The following is a 21,311-nucleotide window of genomic DNA, read 5'->3' on the forward strand; positions in this document are numbered from 1 at the left end:
CATTTCAGACCCCAAACGGGGGGAGACATCATCATGAAAACGTCCTTTATCGCTCTCGCAACCATGCTCGCCATGGCCACGCCCGCCTTTGCCGAGGAGGCCGCCGATGCCGCCGCCGATGGCGAGCGCACCATCATCGTCGTGGGCCAGTCCCAGACGCAGGAAGCCGAGCGGCTCGCCCGCGCCACGCCGGGCGGCACCGATGTCGTCCGGCACGAGGATTATGCCGACAAGACCATCGTCTCACTGCGCGATACGCTCGCCTTTTCGCCCGGCATCTACACCCAGCCCCGCTATGGGCAGGAGGTTCGCCTCTCCATCCGCGGCTCGGGCCTCTCGCGCGGTTTCCACATGCGGGGCATCACGCTGCTCCAGGATGGCGCGCCGATCAATCTCGCCGATGACAATGGCGATTTTCAGGAGCTGGACCCGATCTTCTTCGAGCGGCTGGAAGTCTATCGCGGCGCCAACGCGCTGCGCTTCGGCTCGGGCACGCTGGGCGGCGCGATCAATGGCGTGACGCCGACGGGCAAGGACGCGCCGGGCCTGTATCTGCGCGCCGATGCCGGCAGCTTCGAGACAGTCCGGGGACTGGCGGCCTATGGCGGCACCAGTGGCCCCGCCGACTACTGGGTCGGCGTCAGCGCGGATAGCTCGGATGGCGACCGCCAGCACGCCCATCGTGAGAGCATGCGCGTCCATGGCAATGTCGGCCTTGCCCTGTCCGATGTTGTGACCACGCGCTTCTATGCGAGCCTCAACCGCATTCGGCAGGATCTGCCCGGCGCGCTTACCGCTACGGATGTTCTAAATAATCCGGAAAAAGGCAATTTCAGCGGCGATCAGGGGCGGGATATCGACTCGATCCGCCTGCAGAACCGCACCCGCTTCGATTGGGGCCAGACCCGGCTCGATGTCGGGGCCTTCCTCAACATGAAGGATCTGTTCCACCCGATTTTCGAGGTGATCGATCAGAAATCGACCGACCGGGGCGTCTTTGCCCGGCTGGATCATGATGCCGGCATTCTGTCCTTCACGCTGGGCGGCGAGTTCCGCCATGGCGAAACGCGGGCGCGCCAGTATCGGAATGTGAATGGCCAACGCGGGGCGCTGACCTTCGACGCCGATCAGACCGCGCGCACCGCCAATGTCTATGGCGAGGCGCGCCTGCAGCCGGTGCCGGGCGTCACGCTGGTTGCCGGCGGCATTTATGCCGATGGCTTCCGCAAGCGCACCGTGCTGCTCTCCACGGGGCAGAGCGGGCGCCTCGCCTTCAGTGAATTCTCGCCCAAGTTCGGCGTGCTCATCGAGCCGACGCCGGACATCCAGCTCTTTGCCAACTACAGTCGCTCGGCGGAATTTCCGGGCTTTAGCGAGGTGTTCCAGAGTGTGGGAATGCCGCCGGTCAGCACGCTCATTGCGGCCATCGCCCCGCAGACGGCCTGGACGGCGGAGATCGGCACGCGCGGGCAGACGGGCATGGTGAGCTGGGACATCACCGCCTACCGCGCCGATCTCGACAATGAAATGCTGCAATATACGCCCAACAACACAACCATCCCCGCCGCGACCTTCAACGCGGATCGCACCCGGCACAGCGGCATCGAGGCCGCCGTCAACCTCGCGCCGACGCCATGGCTGCGCCTGCGCCAAATCTGGCAATATTCGGACTTCCACTTCGTCAACGACGCGAAATTCCAGAATAATCGCTTGCCGGTGGTGCCGCTCCATGTCCTGCGCAGCGAAGTGCGGATAGGCACGGCGAGTCTCAACGTGGCGCCCAATCTCGAATGGGTGCCGCAGGGGGCTTTCGCGGATTATGAGAACAGCACGCGCACGTCCGGCTATGCGCTGCTCGGCCTGACCGCAGGGGCGACGCTCACCCGTGGCGTCGATCTGTTCCTCGACGTGCGGAACATCACCGACAAGAAGGCCATCGGCGACATCTCGGCGGTGATCTCTGCCTCCGGAACGTCGGCGATCTATTATCCGGTCGAGCGCCGTGCGGTGTACGGCGGCGTCCGCGCCCGCTTCTAACGCTCAATGAGGGCGCCGGGGGCGGAGAACTGCTATGCCGCCGGCGCACGATTGGTTCGGTTCAGCCTGTCTTGCACGTCCTTCGGGCTCGGAACGCCTGCCGGTGCGTTGTCCGGAATATCCCCAAACGCAACGAAAGGCAGAGACCCCATGAGTCTGGAAGGCAAATCCATCGCGATCCTCATCGCGCCGCGCGGCACGGAAGAGCCCGAATTCGTTCAACCCCGCGATGCCGTGACCAAGGCGGGCGCCACCGTCACCGTGATCGGCATCGAGACGGGTGAAGCCAAGACCAACAATAATGATCTCGACCCCGGCGGCACCTACACCGTGGATCGCGCGGTTGCCGATGTGTCCGTCGATGACTTCGACGGCCTGATCATCCCCGGCGGCAGCGTCGGCGCGGACAAGCTGCGCGGCGATGACGATGTCGTCGATCTGGTTCGCGCCTTCGCCGAGGCTGGCAAACCCATCGGCGTGATCTGCCACGGTCCGTGGCTGCTCGTTGAGGCAGATGTGGTCGAGGGGCGCACGCTCACCTCGTACCCCACCGTCAGAACAGATATCGAGAATGCCGGCGGGGATTGGGTGGATGAGGAAGTGGTCGTCGACAATGGCCTCGTCACCAGCCGCACCCCGGATGATCTGGATGCCTTCTGTGCCAAGATCATCGAGGAATTTGATGAAGGTCGTCATGTCGATGCGGCCTGACCTGCATGTCTGACGGCTTGCTGACAGCCTTGCAATATTATGGCGCGGCCGCGGCGACGCTGGCCGCGCTCATCGTGTCCCTCAATCTCGGCAGGCTATGGACGGGATGGGCGATGGTGATTTTCGTCACCAGCTCCATGGCGCTTATCGGCTGGGGTTTCCTTCAGCCGGAGAGCGAAGGCATCGGCGTGCAGAACATCGTGCTGCTCGTCATCAATCTCGTCGGGGTGTGGCGTTACCTGCTGCGGCCCGGCCGGCGCCGGGCGGAAGGCTAGCCCAAACCGCCTGGCATCGCACGGCTCACGGCCCGATGTCGCCGCGGTCGCCCCGCACCCGTCGCTCCGACCCCGAGCCGAAGCCCAGCGCGGCGGTGACGGGGTTGTTCCACCCATAAGGATCGTCGCGGACCACCGGATCGCCGGCATCGTCGAAGATCACGGTCTGGTAGAGAAGCCGCACCGGGATTTCGCGGGGCAGGGGGACAAAGCTCTCCTTGCCGGTTTCGCGTGCCTTCTGCCATTCAGCAGCAACGCCTTCATCCCGCGCGATCATATCGGCGAAGCCTAGCGCATCCTGCACGCGCACGCAGCCATGGCTCCGCTGGCGTTGTACGTCATCGAACAGTTGCTTGGCCGGCGTGTCGTGCAGATAGATGGCGTGATCATTCTTCATATCGAACTTGACCAGTCCGAGCGAATTCTTCGGCCCGGGCTGCTGGACGATCCAGCCGTCCTTCCGCGCCATGTTGTTGCGGCGGAGATAGTCTGCGCCCTTGCCGGCCAGTTCCTTCTCTTCGATGGAGCGGGGCACGGTCCAGGTGGGGTTGGCGACGAGGCGATAGATGGGCGATCCGAGCATCGGTGTTTCCCTGTCCGGTTCGCCCACGATCACGCGGCGCACATCAGCCAGCTTGCCATCGCGCCAGTAGCTCTGCCGGGCTGCGGCGATGTTCACATCGATGCGCGTCGCCGGCGGCGTGCGCTCGAGCCAGCGCATCCGCTCCATGTTCACCGCGATGGCGCGGGCGCGGTCAGCGTCGGACAGATTGATGATCTTCAGTGCATCATCCCCGATCACCCCGTCGGCCGTGATGCCATAGTCCGCCTGCATGGCTCGCACGGCGGCGGCGATTGCCGGAGTGTAGCGCGTGTCCGTGCTGGCATTCGCCTTGTCGAGATAACCCGTCGCCACGAGCTGCCGGACTATGGCCGGGATGCGGGGATCGCTCTCACCGGGCTTGAGCGGCGCGCTGGTTGCCGGAATTTCGGTGCTGGCGCCATTGCCCTGCTTGCGCAGCGCGAGATAGGTCTCGGACAGCTTGCGATAGCTTGCATCCTGCGGCGCGAGGCTGGCCAGCCACGCGCCGACCTTGCCCTCCCGCAAGGCCTGCGCAAGCCCGGCGCGAAGGTCGGGCGAGGGGCGGGGGACGGTGTAGATTTCATACAGCTTGGTCGGGTCAGTCGCGCCGCGAGCCAGTGCCTGCGCATAAGCGAGCGCGGCCTTGGTTAGCTCCGCATTGCCGGCCTTTTCACCCGAGCCTGCGAGGCCGAAATCCTTCTGATCCAGCCCGTGGGCGGCTCGCTGGGCCAGCGCTTCGTTCAGTTGATCGGTCGCCTCGTCGCTCCACTGCATGTCTTCCAGCGCGACGCCGGCCTGATCCTGATTGTCCTTTGTTTTATCGCAACCCGAAAGAAGCAGCGCGATCGCCAGCAACGATGATCCAAAAATTCCAGTGCGCACATATGTCTCCCGACTGCTTGGTAGGGAAACGCGAGGCGCGGGATAACGCTCCCGTTCGGGCGGTTTCAGGCGCGAAATTCCGTGGGCTCGCCCGGCTCAGGCGTCGATGACGTCCTCATCGACCTGCGCGGCATTCTCCTGAATGAACGCGAAGCGATGCGCGGGATTGGTGCCCATCAGCCGGTCCACCAGATCCTTCACGCCCGCGCGCTCCTCATATTCCTGCGGCAGCGTGATGCGGATCATCTTGCGCTTCTTGGGGTCCATGGTGGTCTCGCGCAGCTGCATGGGGTTCATCTCGCCCAGGCCCTTGAAGCGGCTGACCTCCAGCTTCTTGCCTTTGAGCTCGCCGCTGCGCAGTTTGGCGAGCGCGGCATCGTCCGCCGCATACCAGCTCTTGCCGCCCGCCACGAGGCGGTAGAGCGGCGGCTGGGCGAGGTAGAGATGGCCCCGGCGCACAAGCTCCGGCATCTCTTGGAAGAAGAAGGTCATCAGCAAGGTGGCGATATGTGCGCCATCGACATCGGCGTCGGTCATGATGACGATGCGCTCATAGCGCAGATTGTCCGGGTTACAGTCCTTCCGCGTACCGCAGCCGATAGCGAGGATCAGGTCCGCGATTTCCTGATTGGCGAGAATCTTGGCAGAGGTGGCCGAGGCAACGTTCAGGATTTTGCCGCGGATCGGCAGGATCGCCTGCGTCTTGCGATCACGCGCCTGCTTGGCGCTGCCGCCGGCGCTGTCGCCTTCCACGATGAACAGTTCGGTGCCCTCGGGGTCATCGGACGAGCAATCGGTCAGCTTGCCCGGCAGGCGGACCTTGCGGCCCGAGGTCGCCGTCTTGCGCTTGATTTCCTTTTCCTGCTTGCGGCGCAGGCGCTCGTCCATCCGCTCCAGCACATGGCCGAGCAGCGCCTTGCCCCGGTCCATATTGTCGGTGAGGAAATGGTCGAAATGGTCGCGCATAGCCGCTTCCACCAGCCGCGCGGCTTCGGGACTGGTCAGCCGGTCCTTGGTCTGGCTCTGGAATTGCGGATCGCGGATGAACACGCTCAGCATCAGCTCGCAGCCGGACATGATGTCGTCCGTCTGGATGTCCTTGGCTTTCTTTTGCCCGACCAGCTCGCCAAAGGCGCGGATGCCCTTGGTGACCGCGCCGCGCAGCCCGGTCTCGTGCGTGCCGCCGTCCGGGGTGGGGATGGTGTTGCAGTACCAGCTGGTGGAACCGTCGGACCAGAGCGGCCAGGCGATGGCCCATTCCACGCGCCCGACACCGTCCGGGAAATCCTGCGTGCCGCGGAAGAACTCCGCTGTCGCGCATTCGCGATTGCCCAGCTGCTCACGCAGATGATCGGACAGGCCGCCGGGGAACTGGAACACCGCCTCGGCGGGTGTGTCATCCGTGATGATGGCCGGATCGCATTTCCAGCGGATTTCCACACCGGCAAAGAGATAGGCCTTGGAGCGGGCGAGGCGGTGCAGCCGGGAGGGCTTGAACTTCAGTTCGCCGAAAATCTCGCTATCCGGCGTGAAGCTGACGCTGGTGCCCCGCCGGTTGGGCGCCGCGCCCACCTTCTCCAGCGGACCCACAGGGTGCCCCTTGGAGAAGCGCTGGCGGAACAGTTCGCGATTGCGCGCCACCTCGATCTCGGTGTCCGCGGATAACGCGTTGACCACGCTGATGCCGACGCCATGCAGGCCGCCCGAGGTCGCATAGGCCTTGTCCGAGAATTTGCCGCCCGAGTGCAGGGTGGTGAGGATGACCTCCAGCGCCGACTTGCCGGGGAATTTGGGGTGCGGGTCCACCGGGATGCCGCGACCATTGTCGGTGATCGTCAGCCGGTTGCCCGCCTCCAGCGTCACCTCGATGCGGGTGGCGTGGCCGGCGACCGCTTCGTCCATGGCATTGTCGAGCACTTCGGAGGCGAGATGGTGCAGCGCGCGCTCATCCGTGCCGCCGATATACATGCCGGGGCGGCGGCGCACTGGTTCCAGCCCCTCCAGCACCTCGATGGCGGAGGCGTCGTAGCTTTCGGTTGTGCGGGCGATGTTCTGGTCGAACAGGTTGTCGGACATGCGGGAACTATAGGGCCAGCGGAGTCACGGGCGCAAGCGGCGTGATCTTATCCGGCGGGTGGTGGAACCATGTCGGCGCCCGAGCGCTCTAGCGGATCGATCATCGCAGCGCCGCACCGCGGCCAAAATGCAATAGAATAGCCTGCAGATGCAGACGGCTTTGTGAGCAACGAAGTACGCAAAATCAATAATCGCGACCGTTTCGTTCATCTGGCAGCAATATTCGCGGCCAAAGCGTTACAAAAAAGAGACAGGTGTCGTGGTTAACAGAATTTTGTGAGTGAGTTCGCGAAACCAATTCGAGGGGGTGAACGTATTGCGGCCAGCCAGTTCAGAGGCAGGAGATTTATTGTATGAAAAAGATCGCTCTCATTTCGCTCACTACCGCCATGGCAGGCCTGCTGGCCGCTCCGGCTCTGGCGCAGGATGGCGCGGGTGATTGGACCGGTCCGTATGTCGGTGGCTCGCTCGGCATGGCCTGGCAGCCCAATTATGACCGCGACACGCTCGAGACGCTGACCTTCGACACCAACAATGACGGCAATTATGGCGATACCGTTTCCACGGCTGTCCCCGGCAATGCCTTCGCGCCCGGCTTCTGCCGCGGCCGCGCGCTTGGTGCCACGCCCGGCTCCTGTGCCGGTGACAAGGATCGTCGCGTCGCCTGGGGTGTCCATGCCGGTTATGACATGCAGATGGGCAACTTTGTCGTCGGCGCTGTCATCGAAGGCGGTCGCACGATGATCGGTAACTCGGTCAGCGGCTTCAGCACCACTCCCGCCAGCTATGTGCTGTCGCGTCGGATTGACTGGGATGCCAATGCCCGTCTGCGCGCCGGTCTGGCACTCGGCACCGGCACGCTGATCTACGGCACCGGCGGTGTGGCTTACGCCAAGATCAAGAACAACTTCGCCACCACCAACACGTTCAACACCTTCACCGAGTCCAACGAAAGCGCGGACGAGTGGGGCTGGACCGCTGGCGGCGGCATCGAGCAGCGCGTGAGCCAGAACTTCTCGATCGGCGTGCAGTATCGCTACACCCGCTTCAACACGGATGGCTACACGGTTCGCGCCGGCCAGGGCACGCCGCCCTCGCTGACGAACCCGTTTGTGATCACGCCGGCTGGCTTCACCGACATCCAGCGCACCAACGATGTGTTCGATCATCACACCGTTCGCGCGACGGCGAGCTTCCGCTTCTAAGATCGATTGCGCCCTCCCGCTTCATAAGGCGGGAGGGTGTATGTCGCACTGGAATGCCAGATATAGAAAAGGGGCCGAAACCGGCCCCTTTTTTATGTCATCGCTTGATGCCTCAGCGCACCCGTGGGCCGCCATAAGGCATGGGCGGCGGGGGACGGCGCGTGCCACGCGGCAGCTGCGCCTGATAGGCCCGCCCGCAATGTTCCACGCAATAAGGGAAGCCAGGGTTCACCTTTTCACCGCAGAAGTGGAAGTCCGGCTCGCCTGGATGGCCCATCGGCCATTTACAGATCTTCTCGTTGAGATCGAGCAGGCTGGTCTTGTCCGCGATTTCCGGGCTGGGCTTGGCCGGAACCAGCCGGCGCGGCGGTGCCGGCGGAATCGGCTGCTGCATCTCGCCCGGCCCCTGCCGCAGGAAGCCGCCGGGGCCAACCGAGACGATCCGGGGCTGGGGAGGCGGCGGCGGGGCGTCGGCAGCAGGCTGGGCCGCGACGGGCGGCTGCGGCCGTGCTTCCACCACCGGCGGCGCCTTGGGCTGCGGCTTTGTGATGCGCGGCTCGGGCGCCGGCGCGGCTTCCGCCTTGGGTGCGGCGGGTGCCGGCGGAGGCGCGGCCTTGCGGCTTTGCGGCGCAGCAGCGCGGCTGGAGTCCGCCGCTTTCACGGGGGAGGGGCGCGACTGCAGGCCAAGGCGGTGCGCCTTGCCGATCACGGCGTTGCGGCTCACGCCGCCCAGCTCTTCAGCGATCTGGCTCGCAGTCATGCCGCGCTCCCACATCTGCCGGAGCTGATCGATGCGTTCGTCTGTCCAGGACATGCCTATTCCTTCAAATGATCGGGTCATATGGGCATCCATGGCCCAAAGGTCAAACGGCCTGTCATCGACAAAGCCGGGCGGCACAGTATCGCTGCGCCATTGCTGCTGCGGGTGGGACGCGATAGGGCAGTTTCATGGCCGAACCTGCTTCCTCGCACACCCAACCGCTCATTCGTCATGAACCGGGCGTTCCCGTCATCCACGGCGTCAACTGGTCCGGGATGAAGGCGCTCTACCTCAAGGAAGTCCGCCGCTTCCTCAAGGTGCATCTGCAGACGATCTGGGGGCCGGCGCTCACCAGCCTGTTGTTCCTGATCATCTTCACCGTCGCGCTTGGGCGTGGCGGCCTGATGGTAATGGGCGTGCCGTTCGCCGATTTCGTGGCGCCCGGCCTCATCATCATGGCGATGGTGCAGAATAGCTTCCAGAATACCGCCACCGTGGTGCTCGCCGGCAAGCTGCAGGGCACCATCGTCGATTATCTCATGCCGCCTTTCTCCGCCGGGGAATTGCTGTTCGCCCTCGTCGCGGCCTCGGTGACCCGTGCGGCCTTTGTCGGTGGCGCCATCTGGCTGGCAATGCTGGCCTGGCCGGGCGTCCATGTGGCCCCGCATCATCTCTGGGCCGTCATCTATTTCGGCATTGCCGGCTCGGCGATGCTGGGCTTCCTCGGCATTCTCACCGGCATCTGGGCGGAGAAGTTCGATCATGCCGCAGCCGTCACCAACTTCCTCGTCGCGCCGCTGTCGCTGCTCTCCGGCACCTTCTACTCGATGGATCATGTCTCGCCGATCATGCGGGCGATCAGCCACGTCAATCCGTTCTTCTACGCGATTTCGGGCTTCCGCTATGGCTTTCTCGCCGCGGCTGATTCGCCCATCGCGGTCGGCGCGGCGCTCCTGCTCGCGCTTAACCTCGTGCTGGCCGCCGTCTGCTATATCGGGCTACGGCGGGGGTGGCGGATCAAATCCTGAAGACAGGCGTAGCCCCGGCTGCAACAGCCGAGGCGCCGCAGTCATTCAGTGCCAGTAGCTCGGGTCGAGCGCATAATGCCCGCCGCGATGCTCGCCGAACAAGGCGGTGACAGCGGGATGATCGATCGGCTCGTCGGTTCCGTCGGCCACCAGATTCTGCTGGCTCACATAAGCGACATAGGTCGCTTCACCATTGTCCGCGAACAGATGGTAGAAAGGCTGGTCTCGCTCCGGCCGCATCGCCTCGGGAATGGCCTCATACCATTCCTCGCTGTTGGAAAACACCGGATCGATATCGAACACAACCCCGCGAAACCCCAGCAGGCGGTGCCGGACCTTCTCCCCAATGCCGAAATGCGCGTGCGACACGCGATGGGCGGCACTGATCGTCGGAATGTGCGTCACGGAAGAGAATGACTTGCGGGCTTGGGCTTGATTCATGAGACAGATTTAGTGTCGCTGGCACCGAGTGCAAGTTTTCCCGCACCGACTGCTTGGCAAAGCCCCGATCATCCGCTAACAGCGCGCGCTCGACTACCGCAGCGGCGCCCTCTCTCAGGGCACTGCGACGCGAAAACCTCTGCGGAGAGGTGGCAGAGTGGTCGAATGCGCCGCACTCGAAATGCGGTGTACGGGCAACCGTACCGTGGGTTCGAATCCCACCCTCTCCGCCAGTTCCTGCACCTCAGTGATCGCTCCCGATCCAGCGCGAACGCAAATTTTCTCGGAAAACCGAGGGCTTCGAGAGAGGGGCCATCCGTCTCCGTTCGTGGTAGATCGTGTGCAAACTCGGCTGGTTTCGGGATGGAGATGCTGACTGGCAATGTCTGGAAAGAGGACGGAACACGACCAAAATGCCTCGTTCGCCGGCGGGACTTTGACCGGCAGCTTCCGCTAGAACCGGTCATTCGGATAACGCGAGACCGCTTTGCGGCGGCGCCCCAATATGTGCCGTCAAGGGAGCCTTTCTCTGATCCTGAAAACCGACGCTGCTCCAGCGCGGCAAGTTGAAGCAGTCGGAGCACCTGACGGGCAAGCGACCATCGAACTCGCCGACCTGTGGCTAGCGCCCCCATGCAAGGGCCTAGACGTCCGGCGCGATCAGCACCTTGCACTGCTCGCCGCGCTGTTTGAGGGCCTCGAACACCGTGGGCGTATCGGCGAGCGCAATGGTGCTGGTGACCATTAGCCGGGGCGCGATGGCGCCCTGTTCCAGCGCGGCAAGGGCGGCCTCATATTCCTGCACGGTGAAGAAGGCGCTGGTAACGAGGCGCACTTCCTTGCCGAGCATGGCGAAGGAGTTGAACGTGTCCGGCTTGGTGCACAGGCCCAGTAACAGGATCGTGCCGCGCGGACGCACCTGGTCGACGGCTTGCGCGATCAGGCCGGGCACGCCGACGCATTCGAAGACGATGTCGGCCATGCCGCCCAGACCCTGCACGGCACTTTCAACGGGGTTCTGCGGGTCCACCACGAACACGTCCGCGCCCATATCGTGCGCGCGCTGCTGCTGCGCGGTGGAGATATCCTGCACGGCCACCTTGGCGGCCCCGAGCCGCTTGGCCCAGAAGGCCACCGCAAGCCCGATCGGCCCTGCGCCCAACACCAGTACCTTGTCACCGGTTTTCAGGCCCGACAGGTTCACGCCGTGCAGGGCTACGGCCAGCGGCTCGATAATGGCGCCGTCCGCCAGCGTCAGCCCCGCCGGTAAGGGCACGCACTGGTTGGGGCGGGTGACGGCATAATCGGCATAGCCGCCACCCTGCAGCCCGAATGACGCGCACCACTGCACTTCGCCCTTGCGACAATGTTCGCAGTCGCCGCAGCTTTTGAGCGGGATGACCGAGACGAGCTCGCCGACCTTGCGCCCCTGCGTGTTCCGACCCAGCGCCACCACTTCACCGGCGAACTCATGGCCCAGAACGTCGCCATGCTTGCATCCATAAGCGGCATCCTGGGTCATATGCAGATCACTGCCGCAAATCCCGCAGCGCCCGACCTGGACCACCAGTTCGCCCTCGCCCGGCGTGGGATCAGGAACGTCCTCGAACGCCAGCGGCGTGTGGAGCGCCTGGAAGATAACGGCTTTCACAAATATGCCCTTTCGTCTCTCGCCGAGGCCGGCCGCAAAACGATGACACTGCGGCTGGCCCCCGCCCTATCGATGTCATTGGCGCTCATGTCGCGTCAGCCAACGGTCAACCCGCCGTCCAGCACCATCGCGTGGCCCGTCATGTAACTGCTCTCATCGGACGCCAGAAAGGCGACGGCCTTGGCAATTTCATCGACGGAGCCGAGCCGCTTAAGGGGGACAGTCGCTGAAAACGCATCGGTATCCGGCGCGCCCAGCCGGTGGACGATGTCGGTCAACATCCTGCTCTCGATAAAGCCGGGATGCACTGAATTGACGCGCACGCCAAACGGCGCGGCTTCGAGGGCGGCCGTGCGGGACAGGCCGAGGACCGCGTGCTTGGACATGATGTAGCCGGACATATTGGCAGCCCCGACCAGTCCGGCGATGGAAGAGGTGTTGATGATCGCCCCGCTCTTCTGCCGCTGCATCTCCGGCAGCACATATTTCAGCCCGAGGAAGACGCCCAGCACATTCACTTCGAAGATCCTGCTGAATGCTGCGGTCGGGTAGTCCGTAATGGCAGCTTGCGGTCCCTCGATGCCTGCATTGTTGAAGAAGATGTCGATGCTGGGTGCCAGCGCCCGGGCGGCCTCCACATAGGCCTTCACGTCAGCCTCTCGGCTCACATCCGCGCGGATCAGCGCGAAGGAGGGGTCGGCCGCGAAACTCTGCTGGATGGCACTGGCATCCGCCTCTGGATGATCGATGCCGATGATCCGGGCACCGCGCGCTGCCATTTCCCGCGCCGTGGCATGGCCGATATTACCGGCCACCCCAGTGATGAGTGCCGTTTTTCCGCTCAGCGTTTGGGCGTGTGAGGTGACGCTCATGCGATGCGCCCCGACTGGGGCCTCCATCCGATCACTTAAAGGCACCGAGCAGTACCCCGCCATCGATGGGGAGTTCCGCGCCGGTCATGAAATCCGACGCGTCCGATGCCAGGTAGAGCGCCAGTGGCTTGATCTGGTGGACATCGGCCATGTGTCCCATCGGCACATATTTACCCATGGCCGCGCGGGCTGCCGGGTCCGCCAGATAGCCGCCGCCGATGTTGGTGACGAACATGCCCGGTGAAATTGCGTTCACACGGATGCCGAATTCCGCCAGCTCCAGCGCGACCTGCCGGACTAGGTGGGAGACGGCCGCCTTGGAAACCATGTAGGCGGTCGCGATCGTCGGAAAGGCCATGGTGGAGGCGACAGATGACGTCACGACGATGGACCCGGGCCGGCCCAGCACCTTCATCGCGCGCGCGGCATTCGATACGGTGTAGGCCGTGCCGTTGAGATTGACGTCGAGAATGCGTGCCCAGCTTGACTGTGCCAGATTCTCTATCTCGCCTTGGGGCACGCGCCGTTGATGGGCTGCGTCCCAGAAGCCCGGGCCATCGCCAATCCCGGCATTGGCAAAGACAGCATCGAGGCTCCCGAACCGCGCGACATGCTCATCAATGGCGGCGGCTACTGCTGTGGCGTCGCTAATGTCGAGCTGATGGGCATGGACCGTCCAGCCCAGATCACGCATCCGGGCGGCCTCAGCCTCGATATTGGCGCTGCTGCGACCCGTCAGGGTGACCTTTGCACCGCACTCGGCCAGCGCCTCGGCATAAGCGAGGCCAAGCCCCGCGCCACCTCCGGTCACAAACACCGAACGGCCCTCAACGTCGAACTTGCTGGTTACGGAGTTCAATGCGCCTCTCCTCTCCGGTCAGGCGGCGTATCTGCCACCGCCATGCCATGGTGCCGATCTGAGCCGCCCGTCTCATAGACCGTGGCATTGCTCAGGACCGACCTGGTCTTCCGTCAATATGCCGCGCTCGGGCCGCTCATAACAAGTCCGCCATGGGCGTTGCGGCGCGCGGAGGACAGCGTTCGGGAGGCTGATGACTCCGCGAAATCTTGCACGGAAAGCCCGGTATTTAGCCGTTCCAGCTGGAGTTCGGGCAAGACTGGGCCGGACCGACCAAGGTGTAGGATACACGCAGATACCGAAGTTTGTTCTCCGTCATACGCACAGGTCCAGCGAGATACCGGTAAGCTGGATGGCAACGATAGGGCGTCCGGTTTATGATCGCGGACACGGGATTTGCCATTCGCGGTCCGGTGAATTGAAAAGCCTCGAAAAGCCCGTGGGCGAAACGGGGATGCAAATGGAGAGAAGCGTGAGCGACCTTCCCAATGTTGACGAGAGGCGGCGTGCCGAATGGCTGGCGCTCTATGAGCGGATGCTGCTGATCCGCCGTGCGGAAGAGCGCCTCGGCAAGGAGGCACAGGCTGGCAATCTGCCGGGCGGCGTGCATCTCTACATCGGTCAGGAAGCCTCGGGCGTTGGGGTCTGTTCCGTGCTGGAAGACCGCGACTTCATCACCAGTACCCACCGCGGGCATGGCCATTTTCTGGCCAAGGGCGGTGAGCTGAATGCCATGTTTGCCGAGCTTTGGGGCAAGCGGACCGGCATCTGCCGAGGCATGGGCGGATCGATGCACGTGGCGGATGTCAGCAAGGGCATCCTCGGCGCCAACGGCATCGTCGGCGGCGGTATCGCCATTGCCGCAGGCGCAGGCATGGGGATCAAGGTCGCCAAGGAGGCCGCCGTCTCGGTCTGCCTGTTCGGCGATGGCGCGGCCAATCAGGGCGTGCTGATGGAAAGCCTCAACATGAGTGCGGTGTGGAGCTTCCCGGTCATCTGGGTGCTCGAGAATAATGGCCTGTCCGAATTCACCATCACCGACCGGGTGACGGCCGGCGAATTTACCGATCGCGCCCGGGCCGTCGGTATGCCGGCGGTCACCGTGGACGGCAATGATGTGCTGGCGGTGCAGGCAGCGATGGCAGAGGCAGTGGACCGGGCGCGCGCTGGCGGCGGCCCCAGCTTAATCGAGACCAAGACCTACCGCATTCACGGCCATCTTGAGGCTGAGGAAGCCTTTCTGGGTGGCTACACCTATCGCACCCAGGAGGAAATCGAGGGCTGGCGGACGCCCGACAAGGATCCGATCCTGCGCTTTGCCACCCGGCTGCTCGCGGAAGGCGGCGCCTCCCAGAGCGATCTCGATCAGGTCAACAACCGCGTCCTGACGCAGATCGAGACTGCGGTCGCCTTCGCGCTGGAGAGCGAAGATGCCGATCCGGAGCTTGTCTTCGACATCACCTTTTCCGGCCAGCGGCCCTGAGGACAGATCATCATGGCAAAGCAACGCTATATCCAGGCAATCAACCAGGTTTTCCTCGATGAGATGGAGCGCGACAAGAACATCATCCTCTTCGGAGAAGATGTCGAGCTGGCGATTTTTGGCGACACCCGCGAGGTCTACAACCGGTTTGGACCGGACCGCGTCTACAACACCCCCATCTGTGAAGCCTCGCTGACCGGCATGGCCGTCGGTGCGGCGGCGGCAGGGCGGCGGGTCATCCTGCACCTGATGTTCGGCAACTTCGTCTACACCGGCATGGACGCGATCGCTCACCAGATGGCGAAGCTGCGGATGATGACCGGCGGGCAGATGAATCTCCCCATCACCATCATCGCCGGCTATGGCGGCGGGCGGTCGCTGGCCGCGCAGCATTCCGACACGCCCTATCCGACGCTCATGAATATCGGCGGGGTCAACGTGGCGACGCCGGCGACCCCGGCCGATGCCAAGGGCCTGCTCACCACGGCCATTCGGGGCAACAACCCTACCTTCTTCCTTGAGGCGAGCGGGCGCGGCGGCGACAGCGGCGAGGTGCCGGACGGCGAGTATCTGGTCCCCTTCGGCAAGGCTGCGGTCCACCGTGAAGGGACCGATCTGACTATCTGCGCCATCGGCACCATGGTGCGCCCGGCGCTCCGTGCTGCACGCGCACTGGAAGATCATGGCATATCCGCAGAGGTCATCGATCCGCGCACGCTGGTTCCGCTCGATGAGGCGGGTATCGCCGCCTCTGTCCGCAAGACGGGGCGACTGGTGCTGGTCGATGAATCCAAGGATCGCTGCAGCGCCGCGTCCCACATTGCGGCGCTCATGGCCGACAGCTGCTTCTCGTCGCTGAAAGCGCCGATTAAGCGGGTGACCGTTCCCAATGTGTCGATGCCTTATTCGGGCGTGGCCGAAATGGCCGTTTTCCCGAACCAGGACAAGGTGGTCACTGCGGCCCTTTCAATCTGCGGTGAATTGCGTGGGGTGACGGCGTGAAAGTGAAACTGAAGCTGCCGCGCTACGGCATGAACATGGAAGAGGCGACGATCGTGACCTGGCACAAGCAGCCGGGCGATCCGATCAAGGAAGGCGAACCGCTTTACGAGATCGAGACCGAGAAGGTCACGCAAGTGATCGAGGCGACAGGCGATGGCACGATGGTCGAAATCCTCGTGCCGGAGGATGAGATCGCCGAGGTCGGACAAGCGGTATGCATTGTTGAAGTGGGCTGATCGGTCGCCGCGGGCGACCTGACGAACGGGATTACTGCACCATGAGTGATTATATCCACTCCGCGCCCACAACGGGCGCGGCAGAGGGCACGCGCGCGTCCACGCAATCCCGCGGAACACAGATGGCCTGGGCGCTGTACGAGGCTGCCCGCAATCCATTCTACGTACTCATCAACATCTACGTCTTCTCCGCCTATTTTGCCAATCGGGTGGTGGGCGATCCGGTGTGGGGGCAGGCGCTGTGGGGCTATATCCTCTCCACGGCGGCGCTGTGCGTCGCGCTGTGCGCGCCCCTGCTTGGCACCATTGCCGACGCGGGCGGGCGCAGAAAGCCCTTCCTACTCGCCTGTATCGCGGTGGCGGTACCGGCGACGGCAATCCTGACACTGGCACGGCCCGATTTGGGCGGTGGCGTGCTGCTGATCGCCGCCGCGCTGGTGGTCGCCAATATCTGCTACGAACTGTCGTCCATCTTCTACAATGCGCTGCTGCCCCAGGTTGCGCCCTCAAGCCGCTTCGGGCGGGTTAGTGGTCTGGCTTACGCCCTGGCCAACGGGGCCGGCATCATCCTGTTCGGTGCGTATCTGCTGGCAGACCGGACCCTCGTCCATGGCGACGGCGCGTGGCCAACCGAGCGCTTCGTGCCCCCGGTCGTGGCGCTCTGGTGGCTGGCCTTCTCGCTGCCCATCCTGCTCAAGGTTTCAGACCCTGCGGCCAACAAACTGCCGCTCGGCAAGGTGGTGGGCGACGGGCTGAAGCGTCTGCGTCGATCCATAACGCGCCTGCGGTCGATGCCCGATGTGCTGCATTATCTGATCGCCCGCATGGTGTTCAACGAGGGCTTCATCGTCCTCATGATGTTCATGGGCGTGGTCGGCTCGGGCGTCCTCGGGTGGAGCGGTGTCCAGCTCTCTGTCATGGGCCTTGTGCTCAGCGTCGTGGCGGTGGGCGGATCGCTCTTCGGCGGCGTTCTGGATGATCGGCTGGGATCGAAATCGGCCCTGCAGATCGCGATCCTTGGCTGTGTGGTGTCCAACCTGCTTCTGGTGACAATCGGCCCCGACACCGTCCTGTTCATGGCCACCGATCCCGATACCACCGGCAGTCTGTATCCGCGCATCGCGGACAAGGCGTTCTTCTTTGCCGAAGGGCTCGCCGCCTTCTTCGTGACCGCCGGACTGGTCTCCAGCCGGGCGATGCTGGCCAAGATCGCGCCCCGGGAATCGCTGAACGAACTATTCGGCATCTACGCCCTGTCGGGCACCGCCACCTCGTTCCTCGGCCCGCTGACGATTGCCGTCCTCACCCAGCTGTTCGCCAGCCAGCGGGCGGGGCTCACCGCCGGGCTGATCTTCCTGTTCGGCGGCCTGTTGCTGCTGCGCAAGGTGAGCGCGGGACGCGGCGATGACGCCGCCATGCCGGCGCGGCCCTGAAACAAATCACGCTAACTGATCAATTACTTCGGAGGATGTCATGCAATTCAAGTCGCTTCAGGACAAGATCGACCAACTCGGCAATCCCGCCAAATGGCTGCGCGATGTGAGCGTGGGTGCCTATCAGTACCCGGTCAAAAGCGAGTATACCAACTGGCGCGACGAGCAGCGCTCCTGGCACGAAACCGTTGGCCTGCTGGACCAGTCCCTCCACATGACCGACCTGTATGTCGAAGGGCCGGACACGATAAGGCTGCTCTCCGAGGTCGGCGTCAATTCGTTCAAGAATTATGGCCGCAACAAGGGCAAGCAGCTCATCTGCTGCAACCACGACGGTTATCTGATCGGCGACATGATCCTCTTCGGGCTGGAAGATGACAAGGTGAACATCGTCGGTCGCCCCGCCGTGGCCAACTGGATCGAATTCATCGCCTCCACCGGCAGCTATGACGTAAAGACCGAGCGGGACGAGCGCTCCATCTCCAATCCGCAGCCGCGCAAAACGTACCGCTTCGAGCTGCAAGGCCCCAACGCCTGGCCGCTGCTGGAGAAGCTGAATGGCGGGCCGATCGACAAGCCCAAATTCTTCCAGATGACGGAAATCACCGTGGCAGGACATAAGGCCAGAGCGCTGGCCCACTCCTTCGCCGGTGCGCCGGGCCTTGAATTCTGGGGGCCGTGGGATGAGGGCGACGATGTCCGCGCCAAGATCCTCGAAGCGGGCGCCGAATTCGGGCTGAAGCTCGTCGGCGGCCGGGCCTACGGCACCTGCGCGGTCGAGGCGGGCTGGATCCCGTCCCCGCTGCAGGCGATCTATTCGGGCGAAAATATGCGCGCCTACCGGGAATGGCTGCCGGGCAATGGATTTGAAGCTAACGCCTCCATCGGCGGCAGCTTCGTCTCCGACAACATCGAGGATTATTATCTCTCGCCCTGGGATCTCGACTACGGACGGTTGATCAAATTCGACCATGACTTCATCGGCCGCTCGGCTCTGGAAAAGATGGTCGACCAGCCACATCGCCGCAAGGTCACGCTGGAATGGAATGCAGACGATGCCATCGCCATTTACGCCAGCCAGTTGCTGGACGGCACGAACGCCAAGTTCATGGAAATGCCGAATGCGCACTATGCCGCGCACCCCTATGATAGCGTGACAAAGGGCGGAAAGCGCGTCGGCCTGTCGACCTATCCCTGCTACCTATCCGTGCAGCGCAAGTGGATCTCGCTTGCTACCCTCGCCGACACGGAGATGGGCGAGGAAGTTTCGATCCTGTGGGGCGAGCCCGGTGGCGGATCGTCCAAGCCGGGTGTCGAGCGCCATGTCCAGAAGGATGTGCGGGCCACTGTTCTTCCCTGGCCCTATTCGGCATCGGCTCAGGAATATCGGTCACGTTGAGTCACACCGCTTTCCTCCCGAGTGCAGGCGATTGGGGGGGAAGGCGGCAGTGCACCGTGGAGCGCATTTTCGTGCGTCGCCACCCGCGCTGACAGCCGCGAAACACCCTATCAAGAACCACACATAATAACGTCCGCAAGGACTGTCCGGAGGGGCCAGAACCATGATCAGGTCATTTGTTGGAATCGCATTCGTTTCCTCGCTCTGCTGTGGCGTGTCGACCAATGCGGTCGCGCAAGCCGTCGACTCACCGGCGCCGCAGGCCGCCGCGCCCGCCGCAGGCGAAAGCGACATCATCGTGACGGCCCAGCGCCGTGAGGAACGATTGCAGGACGTTCCGATCGCGGTGCAAACGCAGACGGCGGCGCAGTTGGAAATCCGCGGTATCGAGGGCGTGCAGGCGCTCGGCGAGGTCGTGCCCAGCCTGAGCGTCTCCAGTGCCGTCGGCTTTGCGATCACCTATTTGCGTGGCGTCGGCAGCACGGCCATCGGCCCCGGCATCGAGACGCCGGTGTCGATCTACGTTGACGGGGTCTATTATGCGTCATCGACCTCGGCACTGTTCGATTTCAATAACATCAGCCGCATCGAGGTTCTCAAGGGGCCGCAGGGCACGCTGTTCGGCCGCAACGCGACGGGTGGCCTGATCCAGGTCGTCACCGGCGACCCCTCACGCAATCTCGACCTGCGGCTGGGCGTCAGCGTCGACAATTACCTCACGACAAAGGGCAATGCCTATGTCGCGGGCGCCATTTCCAATGGCATCACGGCCGATCTCTCCGTCTCCGCCAGCACGCAGGACAGGGGCTGGGGCGTGAACGTGCCGACCGGCGACAAGGTGAATCGCAATATCCACAATATCAGCGTGCGGTCCAAATGGCTGTTCGAGCTGAGTGACACCACGCGCGCGCGCCTGATTGGCGATTTCACGGACATGGCCAATTCCTTCAACGGCCAGCGGGTGTTCCCGGGCACGAATCTTCCGACTTTCCTCGGCGTGCCCAATACGCCTGGCGATCCATGGGATCTCAATGGCGATGCCGTGCCCCGGGTCGATAATCGCAACTGGGGTGTCAGCTTCAAGCTCGATCAGGATATTGGCGATCTGACCCTGAGCAGCATTACCGCCTATCGCAATTCGAATACCAATTTGCGCTGGGATATCGATTTCACGCCGGTGCCGCATTTCGAGGGCAATCTGGTCGATCTGGAACGTCAGTTCAGTCAGGAGCTGCAGCTTTCGTCCGGAGGTGCCGGTCCGTTGACCTGGACGGCAGGCGTCTATTACTTCCGCGCCCGCGGCATCTATGATCCTTCGCAAGTCTTCTCGCGGGATGTGCCGAACAACCTGTTTGGCCCGTTTGAATCCGTGCTGCTGTTCGGCAACCAGTTGACCGAATCGCTCGCGGGCTATGGCCAGGGCACTCTGAGCCTGACACCCGAAACAAAGCTCACCGTCGGCGCCCGCTACACTTACGAACAGCGCGAGATCGATGGCCGTACCGAGGCCATTGCGTTCGGCAGTCCTGCCAGTGTTTTGCTGGGGACCACCCCACATGACCAGATTTCGTTCAAGAAGCCCACCTTCCGGGTGTCGCTTGATCACCGGTTCTCGCCGGAGGTGCTGGCTTATGCCTCCTTCAACACCGGCTTCAAGAGCGGCGGATTCAACACGCAATTTTCCACCGATCCCGCCTTCCTGCCCGAAACGCTCAATGCCTATGAACTGGGCCTCAAGACGGACCTGCTGGACAATCGTCTGCGGATGAACTTCGCGGCTTATTACTATGATTACAAGAACATCCAGGTGCAGAAGGTCGGCCTCGCCGCGACTGGGATCATCAACGGCGCGTCAGCCAGAATCTACGGCGCCGAGGTCGATTTCGATGCGCGCATCTCTCCGGCTTTCAATCTGGCGGGCAGCCTCGCGTACACCAACGCGCAGTTCAAGGAGTTCACCAACGCACCGTTCACCGGCCCCAATGGCGGTGTGGCGTCCTTCCCCGGCGATGCCAGCGGAAACCGCATTCCCAAGGCGCCACGCCTTCAGGGCAACCTGTCGGCCACCTACACGCTGGACATGTCGGACGGATCGAAGATCGCGTTCAACGCCACGGGTATCTACTCGTCGCGCTATTTCTTCGAGGCCAATAACATCGTGTCCCAGGCGCCGTTCGCGAAATTGAACGCCGCCGTGGCCTGGACCTCCGCCGACGATCACTACTCGGTGCGGGTCTTCGGCACCAACCTGACCGACAAGGCAGTGGGAACCTACAGCTCGACCCTGTCCGACGGCACCATCAACATCAGCTACGATCCGCCCCGCATCTTCGGAATCGCGCTGGACTATCGGTACTGAGCCCTGCTGCAACGATCGC

The 21,311-nt window shown here is 63.4% G+C and carries 18 protein-coding genes and 1 tRNA gene; 12 read left to right on the forward strand and 7 right to left on the reverse strand.

Features of this window, described 5'->3' with window-relative positions:
- Window positions 1-33 precede the first annotated feature (33 nt).
- From M2333_RS01670 to M2333_RS01680, 3 genes are all read left to right on the forward strand, one after another.
- Window positions 34-2,037 carry a TonB-dependent receptor family protein gene (locus tag M2333_RS01670; protein WP_264610660.1) on the forward strand — a complete coding sequence of 668 codons (2,004 nt, stop codon included), beginning with the start codon at window positions 34-36 and terminating at the stop codon, window positions 2,035-2,037.
- A 150-nt stretch (window positions 2,038-2,187) separates the two neighbouring features.
- Window positions 2,188-2,748: a type 1 glutamine amidotransferase domain-containing protein gene (locus M2333_RS01675; RefSeq protein ID WP_264610661.1), complete on the forward strand. Its 561-nt coding sequence runs from the start codon at window positions 2,188-2,190 to the stop codon at window positions 2,746-2,748.
- A 5-nt stretch (window positions 2,749-2,753) separates the two neighbouring features.
- A complete protein-coding gene (locus tag M2333_RS01680; protein ID WP_181560308.1) occupies window positions 2,754-3,023 on the forward strand; it encodes a hypothetical protein in 270 nt (89 codons plus the stop codon).
- 25 nt (window positions 3,024-3,048) lie between these two features.
- Here M2333_RS01680 and M2333_RS01685 read toward each other — a convergent pair whose 3' ends face one another.
- Both M2333_RS01685 and parE read right to left on the reverse strand, forming a co-directional pair.
- Window positions 3,049-4,488, reverse strand: coding sequence for a L,D-transpeptidase family protein (locus tag M2333_RS01685; RefSeq protein ID WP_264610662.1), 1,440 nt, complete (start codon window positions 4,486-4,488; stop codon window positions 3,049-3,051).
- Window positions 4,489-4,584: 96 nt separating this feature from the next.
- On the reverse strand, window positions 4,585-6,564 hold the full coding sequence (gene parE / locus M2333_RS01690) for a DNA topoisomerase IV subunit B (RefSeq protein WP_264579516.1): 1,980 nt from the start codon (window positions 6,562-6,564) through the stop codon (window positions 4,585-4,587).
- A gap of 353 nt (window positions 6,565-6,917) precedes the next feature.
- Between parE and M2333_RS01695 the strand changes: the two genes are divergently transcribed.
- The gene (locus M2333_RS01695; protein WP_264585518.1) at window positions 6,918-7,769 is read left to right on the forward strand and encodes an outer membrane protein; all 852 of its coding nucleotides are present in this window, start codon (window positions 6,918-6,920) and stop codon (window positions 7,767-7,769) included.
- Between the two features lie 112 nt (window positions 7,770-7,881).
- On the opposite strand, the gene M2333_RS01700 is transcribed toward M2333_RS01695, so the two are convergent.
- Window positions 7,882-8,583 (reverse strand): GcrA family cell cycle regulator, encoded by a 702-nt coding sequence (locus M2333_RS01700; RefSeq protein WP_264610663.1) that lies wholly within the window; start codon window positions 8,581-8,583, stop codon window positions 7,882-7,884.
- Window positions 8,584-8,717: 134 nt separating this feature from the next.
- Between M2333_RS01700 and M2333_RS01705 the strand changes: the two genes are divergently transcribed.
- A complete protein-coding gene (locus tag M2333_RS01705) occupies window positions 8,718-9,557 on the forward strand; it encodes an ABC transporter permease (protein ID WP_264610664.1) in 840 nt (279 codons plus the stop codon).
- Window positions 9,558-9,602: 45 nt separating this feature from the next.
- Here M2333_RS01705 and hspQ read toward each other — a convergent pair whose 3' ends face one another.
- Window positions 9,603-9,998 (reverse strand): heat shock protein HspQ, encoded by a 396-nt coding sequence (gene hspQ, locus M2333_RS01710; protein ID WP_264571004.1) that lies wholly within the window; start codon window positions 9,996-9,998, stop codon window positions 9,603-9,605.
- A gap of 143 nt (window positions 9,999-10,141) precedes the next feature.
- On the opposite strand from hspQ, the gene M2333_RS01715 reads away from it, so the two are divergent.
- Window positions 10,142-10,231: transfer RNA gene (locus M2333_RS01715), tRNA-Ser, on the forward strand.
- A 410-nt stretch (window positions 10,232-10,641) separates the two neighbouring features.
- Here the strand turns inward: M2333_RS01715 and M2333_RS01720 are convergent.
- The 3 genes from M2333_RS01720 to M2333_RS01730 all read right to left on the reverse strand — a co-directional run bounded on the left by M2333_RS01720 (window position 10,642) and on the right by M2333_RS01730 (window position 13,380).
- Window positions 10,642-11,649 (reverse strand): alcohol dehydrogenase catalytic domain-containing protein, encoded by a 1,008-nt coding sequence (locus M2333_RS01720; protein WP_264610665.1) that lies wholly within the window; start codon window positions 11,647-11,649, stop codon window positions 10,642-10,644.
- A gap of 95 nt (window positions 11,650-11,744) precedes the next feature.
- Entirely contained in the window at window positions 11,745-12,521 is a 777-nt protein-coding gene (locus tag M2333_RS01725; RefSeq protein WP_264610666.1) for an SDR family NAD(P)-dependent oxidoreductase, read from the reverse strand.
- A 31-nt stretch (window positions 12,522-12,552) separates the two neighbouring features.
- Window positions 12,553-13,380, reverse strand: coding sequence for an SDR family NAD(P)-dependent oxidoreductase (locus M2333_RS01730; protein WP_264610667.1), 828 nt, complete (start codon window positions 13,378-13,380; stop codon window positions 12,553-12,555).
- Window positions 13,381-13,852: 472 nt separating this feature from the next.
- On the opposite strand from M2333_RS01730, the gene M2333_RS01735 reads away from it, so the two are divergent.
- The 6 genes from M2333_RS01735 (at window position 13,853) to M2333_RS01760 (ending at window position 21,292) form a co-directional block, all read left to right on the forward strand.
- Window positions 13,853-14,863, forward strand: coding sequence for a thiamine pyrophosphate-dependent dehydrogenase E1 component subunit alpha (locus tag M2333_RS01735; RefSeq protein WP_264610668.1), 1,011 nt, complete (start codon window positions 13,853-13,855; stop codon window positions 14,861-14,863).
- A 12-nt stretch (window positions 14,864-14,875) separates the two neighbouring features.
- Window positions 14,876-15,865 (forward strand): alpha-ketoacid dehydrogenase subunit beta, encoded by a 990-nt coding sequence (locus M2333_RS01740; protein ID WP_264610669.1) that lies wholly within the window; start codon window positions 14,876-14,878, stop codon window positions 15,863-15,865.
- Window positions 15,862-16,101, forward strand: a complete 240-nt coding sequence (locus M2333_RS01745; protein ID WP_264570998.1) for a lipoyl domain-containing protein — start codon at window positions 15,862-15,864, stop codon at window positions 16,099-16,101. The genes M2333_RS01740 and M2333_RS01745 overlap by 4 nt, the downstream gene beginning before the upstream one ends.
- Before the next feature lie 41 nt (window positions 16,102-16,142).
- On the forward strand, window positions 16,143-17,534 hold the full coding sequence (locus tag M2333_RS01750) for an MFS transporter (RefSeq protein WP_264610670.1): 1,392 nt from the start codon (window positions 16,143-16,145) through the stop codon (window positions 17,532-17,534).
- 40 nt (window positions 17,535-17,574) lie between these two features.
- On the forward strand, window positions 17,575-18,933 hold the full coding sequence (locus tag M2333_RS01755; RefSeq protein WP_264610671.1) for an aminomethyl transferase family protein: 1,359 nt from the start codon (window positions 17,575-17,577) through the stop codon (window positions 18,931-18,933).
- A gap of 163 nt (window positions 18,934-19,096) precedes the next feature.
- On the forward strand, window positions 19,097-21,292 hold the full coding sequence (locus M2333_RS01760; RefSeq protein WP_264610672.1) for a TonB-dependent receptor: 2,196 nt from the start codon (window positions 19,097-19,099) through the stop codon (window positions 21,290-21,292).
- Window positions 21,293-21,311 lie beyond the last annotated feature (19 nt).

Origin of the sequence: Sphingobium sp. B11D3B (assembly GCF_025961735.1) — a bacterium.
In the GTDB taxonomy this organism is placed as follows: Bacteria; Pseudomonadota; Alphaproteobacteria; order Sphingomonadales; family Sphingomonadaceae; genus Sphingobium.